18 protein-coding genes are annotated in these 13,063 nt (G+C 65.6%); 15 read left to right on the forward strand and 3 right to left on the reverse strand.

What is annotated here, in order from left to right; translation table 11 throughout:
* Positions 1 to 239: 239 nt before the first annotated feature.
* From LU688_RS04255 to LU688_RS04275, 5 genes are all read left to right on the forward strand, one after another.
* Positions 240 to 485, forward strand: coding sequence for a hypothetical protein (locus LU688_RS04255; RefSeq protein ID WP_023631578.1), 246 nt, complete (start codon positions 240 to 242; stop codon positions 483 to 485).
* Positions 482 to 727, forward strand: a complete 246-nt coding sequence (locus LU688_RS04260) for a DUF3077 domain-containing protein (RefSeq protein WP_028689794.1) — start codon at positions 482 to 484, stop codon at positions 725 to 727. The genes LU688_RS04255 and LU688_RS04260 overlap by 4 nt, the downstream gene beginning before the upstream one ends.
* Before the next feature lie 94 nt (positions 728 to 821).
* On the forward strand, positions 822 to 1,385 hold the full coding sequence (locus LU688_RS04265) for a GNAT family N-acetyltransferase (RefSeq protein WP_052062241.1): 564 nt from the start codon (positions 822 to 824) through the stop codon (positions 1,383 to 1,385).
* A 50-nt stretch (positions 1,386 to 1,435) separates the two neighbouring features.
* Complete coding sequence (locus LU688_RS04270; protein ID WP_232888043.1) at positions 1,436 to 1,975, forward strand: hypothetical protein; 540 nt, start codon at positions 1,436 to 1,438, stop codon at positions 1,973 to 1,975.
* Between the two features lie 84 nt (positions 1,976 to 2,059).
* The gene (locus LU688_RS04275) at positions 2,060 to 2,599 is read left to right on the forward strand and encodes a hypothetical protein (RefSeq protein ID WP_046857046.1); all 540 of its coding nucleotides are present in this window, start codon (positions 2,060 to 2,062) and stop codon (positions 2,597 to 2,599) included.
* Positions 2,600 to 2,604: 5 nt separating this feature from the next.
* Here the strand turns inward: LU688_RS04275 and LU688_RS04280 are convergent, their stop codons facing one another.
* Positions 2,605 to 3,072, reverse strand: a complete 468-nt coding sequence (locus LU688_RS04280; RefSeq protein ID WP_094010241.1) for a DMT family transporter — start codon at positions 3,070 to 3,072, stop codon at positions 2,605 to 2,607.
* Between the two features lie 91 nt (positions 3,073 to 3,163).
* Between LU688_RS04280 and LU688_RS04285 the strand changes: the two genes are divergently transcribed.
* Positions 3,164 to 4,084, forward strand: a complete 921-nt coding sequence (locus LU688_RS04285; protein ID WP_232888044.1) for a LysR family transcriptional regulator — start codon at positions 3,164 to 3,166, stop codon at positions 4,082 to 4,084.
* Positions 4,085 to 4,118: 34 nt separating this feature from the next.
* Positions 4,119 to 4,505 (forward strand): lysozyme inhibitor LprI family protein, encoded by a 387-nt coding sequence (locus tag LU688_RS04290; protein ID WP_094010239.1) that lies wholly within the window; start codon positions 4,119 to 4,121, stop codon positions 4,503 to 4,505.
* A 15-nt stretch (positions 4,506 to 4,520) separates the two neighbouring features.
* On the opposite strand, the gene mnmH is transcribed toward LU688_RS04290, so the two are convergent.
* Entirely contained in the window at positions 4,521 to 5,633 is a 1,113-nt protein-coding gene (gene mnmH, locus LU688_RS04295) for a tRNA 2-selenouridine(34) synthase MnmH (protein WP_232888045.1), read from the reverse strand.
* The gene (selD, locus tag LU688_RS04300; protein ID WP_038707400.1) at positions 5,633 to 6,667 is read right to left on the reverse strand and encodes a selenide, water dikinase SelD; all 1,035 of its coding nucleotides are present in this window, start codon (positions 6,665 to 6,667) and stop codon (positions 5,633 to 5,635) included. The genes mnmH and selD overlap by 1 nt, the downstream gene beginning before the upstream one ends.
* A 169-nt stretch (positions 6,668 to 6,836) precedes the next feature.
* Between selD and LU688_RS04305 the strand changes: the two genes are divergently transcribed.
* From LU688_RS04305 to moaE, 8 genes are all read left to right on the forward strand, one after another.
* On the forward strand, positions 6,837 to 7,691 hold the full coding sequence (locus tag LU688_RS04305) for a putative selenate ABC transporter substrate-binding protein (protein WP_232888046.1): 855 nt from the start codon (positions 6,837 to 6,839) through the stop codon (positions 7,689 to 7,691).
* Positions 7,688 to 8,482, forward strand: a complete 795-nt coding sequence (locus LU688_RS04310) for a phosphonate ABC transporter ATP-binding protein (RefSeq protein WP_038707401.1) — start codon at positions 7,688 to 7,690, stop codon at positions 8,480 to 8,482. The genes LU688_RS04305 and LU688_RS04310 overlap by 4 nt, the downstream gene beginning before the upstream one ends.
* Positions 8,476 to 9,303: a PhnE/PtxC family ABC transporter permease gene (locus LU688_RS04315; protein ID WP_104444487.1), complete on the forward strand. Its 828-nt coding sequence runs from the start codon at positions 8,476 to 8,478 to the stop codon at positions 9,301 to 9,303. Before LU688_RS04310 ends, LU688_RS04315 begins: the two co-directional genes overlap by 7 nt.
* The gene (gene phnE / locus LU688_RS04320; protein ID WP_094010234.1) at positions 9,300 to 10,067 is read left to right on the forward strand and encodes a phosphonate ABC transporter, permease protein PhnE; all 768 of its coding nucleotides are present in this window, start codon (positions 9,300 to 9,302) and stop codon (positions 10,065 to 10,067) included. The genes LU688_RS04315 and phnE overlap by 4 nt, the downstream gene beginning before the upstream one ends.
* Before the next feature lie 292 nt (positions 10,068 to 10,359).
* Entirely contained in the window at positions 10,360 to 11,754 is a 1,395-nt protein-coding gene (locus LU688_RS04325) for a PhoH family protein (protein ID WP_023629387.1), read from the forward strand.
* Between the two features lie 123 nt (positions 11,755 to 11,877).
* A complete protein-coding gene (gene moaC, locus LU688_RS04330; protein WP_104444485.1) occupies positions 11,878 to 12,348 on the forward strand; it encodes a cyclic pyranopterin monophosphate synthase MoaC in 471 nt (156 codons plus the stop codon).
* Positions 12,348 to 12,593, forward strand: coding sequence for a molybdopterin converting factor subunit 1 (moaD, locus tag LU688_RS04335; protein ID WP_023629385.1), 246 nt, complete (start codon positions 12,348 to 12,350; stop codon positions 12,591 to 12,593). The genes moaC and moaD overlap by 1 nt, the downstream gene beginning before the upstream one ends.
* Positions 12,594 to 12,595: 2 nt before the next feature.
* Entirely contained in the window at positions 12,596 to 13,045 is a 450-nt protein-coding gene (gene moaE, locus LU688_RS04340; protein WP_023629384.1) for a molybdopterin synthase catalytic subunit MoaE, read from the forward strand.
* Positions 13,046 to 13,063: the final 18 nt, after the last annotated feature.

The following is a 13,063-nucleotide window of genomic DNA, read 5'->3' on the forward strand; positions in this document are numbered from 1 at the left end:
TTGGCCGGGAAATACATCAGGGGTACCGTCTCTGGGTCGTCACATTTGGCGACCGGGTGTGAGAAGCCCGTTGTGTGAACCATGTCGATTTCGTCAATGGCGGTCGTGCGCGTGCAGGCTTTGGCCTGACCGTGGATTCATGGTTACACACGGGCTTCTCACCATGCGTACGACTGCCACCCTAATCTGTGAGAAGGATCGAGGTGGTTGTTCCTGAAGTTCAATTTCGAGGAGTAACCATGAAAAAACTTGTACCCGACCCACCCTATCCAATCCCCTTCGTCACCATCATCAGCGACCTCGACCCCGAGGAAGCCATGGCCCATGCCAACAAGCTGATGCACATCCTCAGCGACACCGTCCACGCCTACACCGTCTGCCAGCGCGATGCGCGCCTCGACGTGATGATGGACAGCGTCGAGATCCTCGGCCAACTGGTCATCTCGCTGGTCCGCCACGCCCGGGCCAAGGGGGCGCCGGTATGAGCGACGACTTCAAGCCCGGCCCGACCCAGGGCAAGACCACCTGCCTCGAGATCTTCTGTATCCAGCCCGGCATCCCGTTCGACCACGCTTTCAGCGACCTGTCGGTGCTGCTCGGCTGCGTGGCGCATTTCACCACCGAGGCCGAGATGGAGGGTGACCTCATGGCAGCCAGTGCGGCGCGGATTCTCAGCGGGCTGGCCAAGGGGCTGATCGATGACATGGAGCTGGGGTTGAACCGGTAGCGGTGAAAGGGGGCCGCAAAGCGGCCCCAGGGATGCCAGACCGAGCCACTGTCGTTAGACTGTCATCTCCTCACCACCGGACAGGAGTCCCGGCGTGCCCGACCCCCGCAGTTTCCCCAGCGACCTGTGCCTCGACAGCCCACGCCTGCAGTTGCGCCCCATGCGTCATGGCGACGCGCAGCAGTGGCTGACCATCATGGCCGACCCCGAGGTCATGCGTTACTGGTACCACGCCCCCTGGCAGACCCTGGCCGAGGCCGAGAGCGCCCTGGCTGCCGACCGCGAGGCGTATGCCGCCGGCCAGTTGCTCAAGCTGGGCATGTACCGCCGTGACAACGGCGAGCTGATCGGCATGGTCCAGCTGTTCAACCTCGAAGAGGCCTCGCGCCGGGGCGAAATCGGCTACTGCCTGGCCAAGTCCGCCCAGGGCCGGGGCTACATGGACGAAGCGCTGACCTGCTTCATCGACTACCTGGCCCACACCCTGCACCTGCGCCGCCTGGAGGCGGAAATCGACCCGCGCAACCAGGGCTCGGCACGTACCCTTGAGCGCCAGGGCTTCGTCCTGGAGGGCACCCTGCGCGCCCGCTGGTGCGTGGCCGGCGAGTTGTCTGACTCGGGGCTTTACGGTCTGCTGCTAGAACCGCCTGTCGCCTGACGCCCGCTTGCGCTATGGTCGCGCCTTTCGCTGCTGGATGTAGCCTGCGCGTGCCTGCTTTTTATGTGATGTTCACCCTTGTGCTGTTCCTTCTTTGCCTGTGTTTCGATGGCCTGCTGATGGGCGTCGACGGGCATATGCCGGCGCTGCAGATACTGCTCATGGGCCCATGGGGCATTGCCTTCGGGTTGTACCAGTGGTTTGCCAATCCGTTGTTGGGGCTAGCAATCCTCGCTCGCCGGCGTTTTCGCCGGGTGGCGCTTGGCGCGGGCCTGATCGCCCTGGGCCTGGCGCTCAGTTGCCTGGGCATCGAGCGGCTGCCGGACAACCGCAGCTATGAATTCCTGCCGCTTACCGGCTTCGGCCCCGGCTACTACCTGTGGACACTGGCAATCCTGCTGTTCTGCCTGGGGCAGGGATGGTGGTGCCGCAAGGTGCAGACGGCGCAGGATATGCCGCGCTGGCGCTGGTTCGATGTGCTGCTGATCGCGGTGCTGACGAGCACGATCTACCTGGCGACCAAGATGCCCAGCCTGGGCGTGCAAATTCGCAGTTCCGACGAGCCAATGGAGCAGGTACAGGCAGGCTGAACTCTCCAGACGCGCCTTGGGTTTGGAAAGACGGCAGGGGCTGGGTTAAGGTCGCAGCTCGTTCGCTTTTACCAGGTGCCTGACTTGCCCGCTTTCTACCTGACCACAAGCCTCGCCCTGTACCTGCTGAGCCTGGCCTTCGATGGTGCCCTGACAGGCGCAGGGCGACATGTACCGGCATTGCAGATGCTGCTCTACGGCCCATGGGGTATCGCCTTCGGCCTGTACCAGTGGTTCGCCAACCCACTGCTGGCGTTGGCGATCCTCGCCCACCGACGGTTCCGCCGCCTGGCGCTGGGGTGCGGCCTGCTGGCGCTGTATCTGGCGGCCAGCAGCTTCGCCATCACCCGCTTGCCGGACAACCAGAGCTACGCCTTCCAGGATGTGACCGGCTTTGGCGCGGGCTTCTACCTGTGGTTGCTGGCGATCCTGGTGTTTTGCATGGGACAGCTATGGTGGTGCTGGAAGGCGCGTTCAGCAGCGGATGTACCGGGTTGGGGCTGGCTCGATGTGGCGCTGATCGCGGCCCTGAGCGTGGCGCTGTATGCCGGTACGCAAATGCCATCGCTGCGCTTCGAGCCGCACAAGGTGATCGTGCCGCCGGAGCAGCCGCGCACCTTGTGATGGCCTTAACGCGCCGTGCCCCACTGCACCGCGATCATCCCGAGCACGATCATTCCCACTCCCGCCAGCCGCAGCAGGTTCACCGGTCGCTCCGGCAGGCCCATGAGGCCGAACTGGTCGATCAGCAGCGACGACAGCACCTGCCCGGCCACCACGCAGACGATGAACCCCGCCGCGCCTAGCCGTGGCGTCAGCACCAGCGCGGCGGTGATGTAGAGCACCCCGGCAATCCCACCGAACCAAGCCCACCAGGGCGCATGGGCCAGTTGCTGCACCTGTGGCAGCGGCGCGCGCATCAGCAGCAGGGCCGGCACCAGCATCAGCAGGCTGACCAGCAACGACACCCCGGCCGCCCACAACGGATGGCCGAGCAGGCGCCCGAGCGCGGCGTTGCTGCCCGCCTGAAACGGCACGGCAGCCCCGGCGAGCAGGGCGATGAGCAAGGGAAGGGCGGCGAAGAGGCTGGCGGGCATGGTGTCTACTCCTGGTCAAAACACTGGCCTCAGTCTTCGCTATGCACTTCAATGATGGAAATTCGAACTTTGCACAGGCTGTATTCGTAGCATGGATGATTTGCGCCGTATCGACCTCAATCTATTGCTGACTCTGCACGCCCTGCTCAGCGAGCAGCATGTCTCGCGTGCGGCATTGCGCCTGCACCGCAGCCAGCCGGCGGTCAGCCATGCGTTGGCGCAGTTGCGCGAGATCTTCGCCGATCCGCTGCTGGTACGACGCGGTGGCCGCCTGCAACTGACGGCCCGCGCCGAAGCCCTGCACGCGCCGCTGCAGGAGGCTTTGCAGCAACTCGACGGATTGCTCGGCACGCCGGGCTTCGAGCCGGTGCGGGCTCGGCGTACTTTTCGCCTGGCCATGTCCGACTACGGCGCCCGCGTGGTGTTGCCTTCGCTGATGCGCCTGTTGCGGCGCGAAGCACCGGGCATCGACCTGGTGGTGTCCCAGGGTAGCCGCGAGGCGATGCTCGGCCAGTTGATCGACGGCGAGGCGGACCTGGCGTTGGGCGTGTTTCCGGAGCTGCCGACGGAAATGGCTCAGCAGGTACTGTTCGAGGAGTCCTTCGTCTGCCTGGCCGATCGCGCCAGCCTGCCGCCTCGCGGTGGCCTGGCGCTGGACCCGTGGCTGGCGCGGCCCCATGTGCTGGTGGCGGTGCGCCCCGGCATCGACAACGAAATCGACCAGGCCCTGGCCACCTTGGGCGCACGTCGGCGCATCGCCTTGACCCTGCCGCATTGGGGCGTGGCCCAAAGTGTCATTGCCGGAACCGACCTGGTGCTCACCGTGGCCCGGCGCAGCCTCGTTGGTGCTCGCCTGGATCCGGCCCTGCGCCAGTTCGCGCCGCCCCTGGCGATCTCGCCGTTCGCCTTCGCCCAGGCCTGGCACTCGCGGCGCGACGGCGATGCCGGGCACCGCTGGCTGCGGGCGCAAATCCAGGTGTTGTGCGTGAACGAAGGCGGAGCAGAATGCTAGGCTGTGCCGCATTCATTTGCGAAAAGGAAAGCCCATGTTCAAGCATTGCCTGGTCGGCGCCGCCGCCCTGCTGATCGTTGCCGGCGCCCAGGCCGAGGACTATTCGCCCACCTACACCCAGTGCATGGACAAAGCCTCCAGCACCCTGGCCATGGGGGCCTGCATCCAGGCCGAGACCCAGTTGCAGGATGATCGGCTGAACCGGGTCTACAAGCAGCTCATGGCCAAGCTCGACAGCCAGCAGCAGAAGGACCTGCGCGAAGTCCAGCGCACCTGGATGAAGTACCGCGACGGCAACTGCGCGTTCCACGGCAAGTTGAGCAACGGCAGCATCTACCGCATCGAAGGCGCGATGTGCGAGATGGACATGAGCAAGGACCGGGCGGCGGAGCTGGAACGGGTGCTCAGCCCGGGGCAGTGATGTGGCGTTCGCGAATCAGGCGCCGCGTTGCTCACGCAGTGCCCGGGCCTTCAGGTACTCACGCACTTCCACCCCGTCTCCGGCGAACTCGATCCGTTGCGCCTTGGCCGCACGCTGGTAGGCGTACATCGGGTCGTAGTATTCCTTGAGCAGCCCTTCTATCCACCCTCGGTGCAGGCTCACGTCGCCGCTGCGCAACTGCTCCTCCAGCGCCTGGTCGAGCAACGTCGACAGCCGCTGGAAGCGCTCGCCGCCCAGGCGTTTGTGGATGTTGATCAGGCTCTGGCGCATGCGTTCGGCGAACAGCGGGCCGCCGGCCTGTGCACCGTGCACGGAGATGAACTCGGCGCACAGGTTGATCACGTAGTCGCGCAGGATGCGTTCCACGCGATGCTCGAAGCTGTCTTCGAGCCACACCAGCGGATAGCGCTGCATGCCCTGGTACAACTCCAGCGGCACCGCGCAGCTGCCGACCACGCGACCTTCGTCCTCGAGCACGAACTGGCCGATGCCCTGGTCACGTTTTTTCAGAATGTCGATGGCCAGCGCATTCTCGAAATCGATCTGCGCCGGCTGTGCGGTGGCGCGCTTGCCGAAGCTGGAGCCGCGGTGGTTGGCATGGCCTTCCAGGTCCAGCACGTTGTCCAGCTGGAGCAGCACGTCGGTCTTGCCGGTGCCGGTCAGGCCGCCCACCAGCACGAAGTCGCAGTGCTGCACCGCTTGTTGGGTAGTCTCCAGCAGCAGGGTGCGCATGGCCTTGTAGCCTCCCACCACCTTGGGGTACTGGATGCCGGCTTCTTTGAGCCAGCCTTGGACGATCTGTGAGCGCAACCCGCCGCGGAAGCAGTACAGGTAGCCGTCGGGATGAGCCTGGGTGAAGGCCGTCCAGGCGTCGAGGCGTTGCTGCTTCACCGCACCGTTGACCAGCTGGTGGCCCAGGGCGATGGCGGCGGCCTGGCCCTGCTGCTTGTAGCAGGTGCCGACTTTCTGCCGCTCCTGGTCGGTCATCAGGGGGAGGTTGACCGCACCGGGGAAGGCGCCCTTGGTGAATTCGATCGGCGCGCGCATGTCCATCAGCGGCACGTTGTTGAGGAACAGCTGTTTCAGCTCGGTGCAGTCGGGGCGCATCAGATCACCTCGACTGCGTGGCTCTGTCGTTCGACCAACTCGCCGATCGGCGCCAGTTCGAGCCCGAGTTCCCGGGCCACGGCAAGGAATTCGGCCTCGCCCTGCGGGCTGACCGCCACCAGCAGCCCACCGCTGGTCTGCGGGTCGCACAGCAGGTGCTTCTGCTCGTCGCTCAGTGCGCCGATCTTGTGGCCGTAGCTGTCGAAGTTGCGCAAGGTGCCGCCGGGGATGCAGCCCTCGGCCAGGTAATGCTCGACGCTGGGCAGGCGCGGTACGGCAGCGAACTGCAGGCGGGCGGTAAGGCCGCTGCCCTCGGCGACTTCGACCAGGTGGCCGAGCAGGCCGAAGCCGGTGACGTCGGTCATCGCCTGCACGCCGTCGAGCTTGCCGAAGCGGCTGCCGGGGGTGTTGAGGGTGCACATCCAGTCGCGGGCCAGACCCTGGTCCTGTTCGCGCAGCTTGGCCTTCTTCTCGGCGGTGGTGAGGATGCCGATGCCCAGCGGCTTGGTCAGGTACAGGCGGCAGCCGACGCTGGCGGTATCGTTGCGCTTGAGGTGGCGCTTGCTTACCACGCCGGTGACGGCCAGGCCGAAGATCGGTTCCGGGGCGTCGATGGAGTGGCCACCGGCCAATGGGATGCCGGCCTCTGCGCAGACCGCGCGGCCACCGCGGATCACTTCGCGGGCGACCTCCGGCGGCAATACGTTGATCGGCCAGCCGAGGATGGCGATGGCCATCAGCGGGTCGCCGCCCATGGCGTAGATGTCGCTGATGGCGTTGGTGGCGGCGATGCGGCCGAAGTCGTACGGGTCGTCGACGATGGGCATGAAGAAGTCGGTGGTCGAGACCACGCCACGTTCGTCGTCCAGGGCGTAGACGGCAGCGTCGTCGCGCGAGGCGTTGCCGACCCAGAGGTTCGGGTCCAGCGCCTGGGTGCCGCTCTCGGCGAGGATTACATCCAGCACCTTGGGAGAAATCTTGCAGCCACAACCAGCGCCGTGGCTGTACTGTGTCAGACGAATCGGCTCGCTCATGTGCACCTCGACTTTTCGTGATGCGCGATTGTAGCAAAGCTGGCCTTTGTGCCTGCGGCTCTTATACTTCCCTCGTTTGCCAGCATCGCGGGGCAAGCCCGCTCCCACGCCGGGAAAACCCCGCGATGCGACATCGAACCATGTCCCGCTATCGAACCGGAGAATCCCCATGCTCAAACGCCCCCTGGCACTGTTTGCCGGTCTCGCGCTGTCCTGCTGCGCCGTGGTCGCCCAGGCCGCCGATGTGCTGCGCGTCAGCGCCATCCCCGACGAGGCGCCGACCGAACTGCTGCGCAAGTTCAAGCCACTGGGCGAATACCTCGAGCAGCAACTGGGCATAAAGGTGCAGTTCGTGCCGGTGGCCGACTACCCAGCGGTGGTCGAGTCGCTGGCCAGCGATCGCCTGGACCTGGCTTGGCTGGGGGGGTTCACCTTCGTCCAGGTGCACCTGAAGGACCCCAAGGCCACGCCGCTGGTGCAGCGTGAGCAGGATGCCAAGTTCACCAGCAAGTTCATCACCGCCAACCCGGACGTGAAGAGTCTCAAGGACCTCAAGGGCAAGACCTTCGCCTTCGGTTCGATTTCGTCCACCTCGGGCAGCCTGATGCCGCGTTACTTCATGCTCAAGAACGACAACATCAAGCCAGAGGAATACTTCAGCCGCGTCGCCTATTCCGGCGCCCATGATGCCACCGCCGCCTGGGTCCAGGCCGGCAAGGCCGATGCCGGCGTGCTCAACGCCAGCGTCTGGGACAAGCTGGTCGCCGCCGGCAAGGTCGACACCAGCAAGGTGCGGGTGTTCGCCACCACGCCGGAGTACTTCGACTACAACTGGACCGTGCGCGGCAACATGGACCCGGCGCTGAAAGAGAAGATCAAGCAGGCCTTCCTCGCCCTGGATCCGGCCAAGCCTGCGGACAAGGCGATCCTCGACCTGCAGGCCGCCAGCCGCTTCATTGAAACCAAGCCGGAGAATTACCAGGGCACCGAGCAAGCCGCGCGCGAGGCCGGCCTGCTCAAGTGAGTATCCGTGTTCAGGGCGCCAGCGTGCGCCATGGCCAGGTCCAGGCCTTGAGCGCGCTGGACCTGCAGATCGGCCAGGGCGAGCGGGTGGCGATCATCGGTCCGTCCGGAGCCGGCAAGTCCAGCCTGCTGCACCTGATGGCCACTGCCGTGCCGCCCAGTGGCGGGCGCCTGGAGTTGTTGGGCGAGCAGCCCTGGGTTCTGTCTGCCCGCGCCCGTCAGCGCTTGCGTGCACGGGTCGGCCTGGTGCACCAGGCACCGCCCCTGCCGCCGCGCCAGCGGGTGGTAACCGCCGTGCTGGCGGGGCGCCTGGGGCAGTGGGGCACCTTGCGCGGGCTGCTCAACCTGATTCACCCCGGGGATATTCCCGGTGCCCGCGCGGCACTGGCCGAGCTGGGCATGGCTGACAAGCTGTTTGCCCAGTGCGGGCAGTTGTCGGGGGGGCAGTTGCAACGGGTCGGCATCGCCCGCGCCTTGTACCAGCGACCTGAAGTGCTGCTGACCGACGAGCCTGTTTCGGCCATGGACCCGGTGCTCGCCGATCACAGCCTGGCGTTGCTCAATCGTCATGCCCAGGCCCATGGCGTGACGCTGGTCGCCAGCCTGCACGCGGTGGAGCTCGCCCTCGCGCACTTTCCGCGCATCGTCGGCATTCGCGCCGGGCAGGTGGCGTTCGACTGCCCGGCAGCGGCGGTCAGCGAAGCGATGCTCGATGCCTTGTACGCCAACGAGCAACTGGCCTCGCCTGTTGCCTCGACGGCCAGCCCGCAGGTGCAGATCCCGCGATGCTGAGCACTGACCAGCGAGATCCTGCTGCCATCCCACGTGTGCTGTTGACCCTGTTGTGCCTGGCGTTGCTGTGGCCGGGCCTGCGCCTGAGCGAGCTGGACCCCGGCGTGCTGTTACAGGCCGAGAACCGCCAACAGATGGCCGGCTTCGTCAGCGCGTTCTGGCCCCCGGCCCACGACGCCGGGTTTCTCGATTTGCTGCTCACCGCCACGGTGCAGACCCTGGCCGTGGCCACCGCGGGCATGAGCCTGGCACTGCTGCTGGCGGTACCGGCCAGCCTGCTGGCCAGCCGGGCGTTGTCTTTGCGGGCAGCCTCCAGCGCTGGGCGCCTGGGGCCATGGTCCCGGGCTGCGCGCCTGCCGGTGCGTGGCCTGCTGATTTTCCTGCGCAGCGTACCGGAGATCGTCTGGGCACTGTTGTTCGTCCGCGCCGTGGGCCTGGGCCCGACTGCCGGCGTGCTGGCCATCGCCATCACCTACAGCGGCATGCTCGGCAAGGTCTACGCGGAGATCTTCGAGTCGGTGGACCAGCGCCCTGCCCATGCCTTGCTGCAGGCCGGCAGCAGCCGCCTGTCGGCGTTTCTCTACGGCACCCTGCCCGAGGCCGCGAGCGAGGTGGTGTCCTACACCGTGTACCGCTGGGAGTGCGCGGTGCGCGCTTCGGTGGTGATGGGCTTCGTCGGTGCCGGTGGGCTGGGCCAGCAGATCGATCTGTCGATGCGCATGTTCGCCGGTGCCGAGGTGGCGAGCATGCTGCTGACTTTCCTGCTGCTGGTCGTGCTGGCCGACTTGCTCAGCCGTTTCCTGCGCGGGAGGCTGGCATGAACCGGGTGATCAATGGGCTGGTGATCGCCGCGATCCTGGCGGCGGTGCTGGCATCGTTCGCTTATCTGGAGCTGGACCTGGCAGCGGTCGTCGGCAGTGGCGGGCCGGCGCAGATGGGCGAATACGCGGCGCGTTTCCTGCACCCGGACCTGTCTGTGGCGCACCTGCGAGCGGTGGGGCAGGGGGCCTTGGAAACGCTGGCGATGTCAGGAATAGGGACAATCCTGGCGATGCTGCTCGGCCTGTTGCTGGCGCTGCCGGCCGCCGGGCGTTTCGGCTTGCCGTTGCAGGGCGCGGCGCGCCTGCTGCTCAATGCGCTGCGGGCGATTCCGGAGCTGGTCTGGGCGGCGCTGACCGTGTTGGCTGCGGGCCTGGGACCGAATGCCGGCACCCTGGCGTTGGCGCTGCATACCGCCGGGGTGTTGGGACGGTTGTTTGCAGAGGCACTGGAGAATGCACCGCCCGAGCCTGCGGCGGCGATCCGCCTGCAGGGCGGCAGCCAGGTGGCGGCCTTCTGCTTCGGCACCTTGCCCAACCTGTGGCCACAACTGCTGGCGTACAGCCTGTATCGCTGGGAGAACAACATCCGCATGGCCAGCGTGCTGGGCTTCGTGGGGGCGGGTGGGCTGGGGCAGATGCTCTACGCGACCCTGAGCCTGTTCCAGGAGGCCCAGGCCAGCACGGTGATCATCGCCATGCTGGTGCTGGTGTTGCTGGTGGATGCCCTGAGCGATGTGTTGCGCCAGCGTTTCGTACGCGCCTGAGTACATTTCGCGGCACCTGATCCTTGACTGTAGTCCTGCTCCGGGCCCGCGCCAAGCCCTGTTCGTCAATCCGAAAAATAAACTTCACCTGAGCGTAAAAAGACTTTTTTCGGTCATGGTTTTTGCGGTATCAAGGAACCAGACAGCCGAACCCTGCAGCACAGGTGGCGTCATCCACGCCCTCCTTGCCAGGTGAGCTTCCCGCCCGTAACGACGCGGATACGGGGAGAACGGCAGTCACTTTGCGGCGCAGCCGTTCGCGCCGTGTGGCTTTCACATAAGGTGAACGAGTATGGATGACCAAGGACGCAACCCTTCCTCCAACCAGCCAATCCTGTATGTGCTCGATACCAACGTCCTGATTCACGACCCCAACGCCCTGCTCAACTTCGAGGAGCACCACGTCGCCATACCGATGACGGTGCTGGAGGAACTCGACAAGCTCAAGACCGGTAAACAGACCATCGCCGCCGAATGCCGCCAGGCCATCCGCCTGATCGACCAGACCCTCGGCGACGCCTCGCCCAGCGATGTCGAGCAGGGCGTGCCGATCCAGCGCGGCAAGAGCGGGCCCAAGGGCTTCCTGTCCATCCTCATGAGCACGCGCAACGAGCCCAACCGCCTGCTCCCCGAGAACCTCGCCGACAACATCATCATCAACCAGCTGCTGGACCTGCGCGCCAAGCGCAAGGACCTCGACGTGGTGCTGGTGACCAAGGACATCAACATGCGCCTGAAGGCGCGTGCGTGCGGGATCGCCGCCGAGGACTACAGCACCGACCAGTTGGTCGACGATGTGTCCTTGCTGTCCAAGGGCTACCACTCGGTCACAGGGTCGTTCTGGGACCGCGTGAGCAAGGTCGACACGCGTCAGGAGCGTGGCCGTACCTGGCATCGGGTGCAGTTGACGGACAACTTGCCCGCCGTGCACGTCAACGAGTTCATCATTGACGAACAGGGCTTCGTCGGCTGGATCAAGGGCATCCGCAACGACGAGCTGCTGCTGCTCGACCTGCACCAGGAACCGCTGCTGCACCAGGAAGCCTGGGGCCTCAAGCCACGGGACATCCACCAGAGCCTGGCGCTGTTCGCCTTGCTCGACCCGGATATCCACCTGGTCAACCTGACCGGTGCGGCGGGCTCGGGCAAGACCATCCTGGCGCTGGCCGCGGCCATCGAACAGACCATGGTCAGCAAGCGCTACCGGCGCATCATCGCCACCCGCAGCGTGCAGGGGCTGGACCAGGAGATCGGCTTCCTGCCGGGCACCGAGGCGGAGAAGATGGAGCCTTGGCTGGGTGCCATCACCGACAACCTCGAAGCCTTGCACATGGATGACGAGAGCACCCACGGCAGTGTCGAGTACATCCTCGAGCGGGTGCCGCTGCAGTTCAAATCGCTGAACTACATCCGTGGGCGCAGCTTCCAGCAGAGCCTGATCCTCATCGACGAGTGCCAGAACCTCACGCCGCACCAGATCAAGACCATCATCACCCGTGCCGGGACCGGCTCGAAGGTGGTCTGCCTGGGCAACCTGGCGCAGATCGACACCCCCTACCTGTCGGCCACCAGTTCCGGCCTGACCTACCTCACCGAGCGCTTCAAGGACTTCCCCCACGGCGTTCATATCACCCTGCAGGGCGTGCCACGCTCGGTACTGGCCGAGTACGCCGAGTCGCACCTGTAACCTGTCGCCGGCCATCCCGTTCCCACCGTGGGAGCGGGATGGCCCCGCGATGCGCTGTTCTGCCCTCTGCTCAAAGCTGACCGGCAGGTTTACACTCTGTTATCCCTTCCCAGGAGCAGAGCAGTGCTGACTCATCTTGATTCCCAGGGGCGCGCCAACATGGTCGACGTCACTGAAAAGGCCGTGACCGCCCGCGAGGCGATTGCCGAGGCACGTGTGCGCATGTTGCCGGACACCCTGCGCATGATCGTCGATGGCCAACACCCCAAGGGCGACGTGTTCGCGGTGGCGCGCATCGCCGGCATCCAGGCGGCGAAGAAGACCAGCGACCTGATCCCGCTGTGCCATCCGCTGATGCTCACCAGCGTCAAGGTCGAGCTGGCCTCCGAGGGCGAGAACGTGGTGCATATCGTCGCCCGCTGCAAGTTGGCCGGACAGACCGGCGTTGAAATGGAGGCGCTCACCGCCGCCAGCGTTGCCGCGCTGACGATCTACGACATGTGCAAGGCAGTGGACAAAGGCATGGTCATCGAGCACGTGCGCCTGCTGGAGAAGACCGGTGGCAAGAGCGGGCACTACAAGGTGGAGGGGTGATGAAGGTCAAGGTCATGTATTTCGCCCGCTACCGTGAGTTACTGGGCATCGACGCCGAGCGCCTGGAAGGCGACTTCAAGGTGCTGGACGATGTGCGCCAGGCTTTGGCGGGCAAGGGTGGGCACTACGCGGTGCTGGCCGAGCAGAACCTGATGTGTGCCCGCAACGAAGAGCTGTGCCGGCTCGATGAACCATTGGAAGAGGGTGACGAGATCGCGTTCTTCCCACCCGTCACCGGAGGTTGACCATGGCCGTGCGCGTTCAGGAGGCGGCCTTCGACCCGGGCGCCGAAGTCAACGCCATGCACGCCGCCAATGTCGGCGTGGGCGCGGTGGTCGGGTTTGTCGGCTATGTGCGTGACTTCAACGATGGCCGGGAGGTGGCGGGGATGTTCCTCGAGCACTACCCAGGCATGACCGAGAAGGCCCTGGCCAAGATCGTGGTCGAGGCCGAGGGGCGCTGGCCGCTGCTCAAGGTCGAGGTGCTGCACCGTATCGGCGCCCTGGAACCGGGCGAGCCGATTGTCTTTGTCGGCGTGGCCAGCGCGCATCGGCAGGCGGCGTTCGACGCCTGCAACTTCATCATGGACTACCTGAAGACCCGGGCGCCGTTCTGGAAGAAGGAGAATACCCAGCAAGGGCCGCGCTGGGTGGAAGGCAAGCAGAGCGACCAGGATGCGGCAGGGCGCTGGGACTGAATGAGACGGTGATCGTGG

It is taken from the genome of Pseudomonas soli, from assembly GCF_021283165.2.
Lineage (GTDB): Bacteria > Pseudomonadota > Gammaproteobacteria > Pseudomonadales > Pseudomonadaceae > Aquipseudomonas > Aquipseudomonas soli.

What these genes read in the sequence shown, in the direction of transcription:
- LU688_RS04255 (WP_023631578.1), top strand. Translation starts at nt 240, where the DNA reads ATGAAAAAACTTGTACCCGACCCACCCTATCCAATCCCCTTCGTCACC.
- LU688_RS04260 (WP_028689794.1), top strand. Translation starts at nt 482, where the DNA reads ATGAGCGACGACTTCAAGCCCGGCCCGACCCAGGGCAAGACCACCTGC.
- LU688_RS04280 (WP_094010241.1), bottom strand. Translation starts at nt 3,072, where the DNA reads ATGCCCGCCAGCCTCTTCGCCGCCCTTCCCTTGCTCATCGCCCTGCTC.
- LU688_RS04285 (WP_232888044.1), top strand. Translation starts at nt 3,164, where the DNA reads ATGGATGATTTGCGCCGTATCGACCTCAATCTATTGCTGACTCTGCAC.
- LU688_RS04290 (WP_094010239.1), top strand. Translation starts at nt 4,119, where the DNA reads ATGTTCAAGCATTGCCTGGTCGGCGCCGCCGCCCTGCTGATCGTTGCC.
- mnmH (WP_232888045.1), bottom strand. Translation starts at nt 5,633, where the DNA reads ATGCGCCCCGACTGCACCGAGCTGAAACAGCTGTTCCTCAACAACGTG.
- selD (WP_038707400.1), bottom strand. Translation starts at nt 6,667, where the DNA reads ATGAGCGAGCCGATTCGTCTGACACAGTACAGCCACGGCGCTGGTTGT.
- LU688_RS04305 (WP_232888046.1), top strand. Translation starts at nt 6,837, where the DNA reads ATGCTCAAACGCCCCCTGGCACTGTTTGCCGGTCTCGCGCTGTCCTGC.
- LU688_RS04315 (WP_104444487.1), top strand. Translation starts at nt 8,476, where the DNA reads ATGCTGAGCACTGACCAGCGAGATCCTGCTGCCATCCCACGTGTGCTG.
- phnE (WP_094010234.1), top strand. Translation starts at nt 9,300, where the DNA reads ATGAACCGGGTGATCAATGGGCTGGTGATCGCCGCGATCCTGGCGGCG.
- LU688_RS04325 (WP_023629387.1), top strand. Translation starts at nt 10,360, where the DNA reads ATGGATGACCAAGGACGCAACCCTTCCTCCAACCAGCCAATCCTGTAT.
- moaD (WP_023629385.1), top strand. Translation starts at nt 12,348, where the DNA reads ATGAAGGTCAAGGTCATGTATTTCGCCCGCTACCGTGAGTTACTGGGC.
- moaE (WP_023629384.1), top strand. Translation starts at nt 12,596, where the DNA reads ATGGCCGTGCGCGTTCAGGAGGCGGCCTTCGACCCGGGCGCCGAAGTC.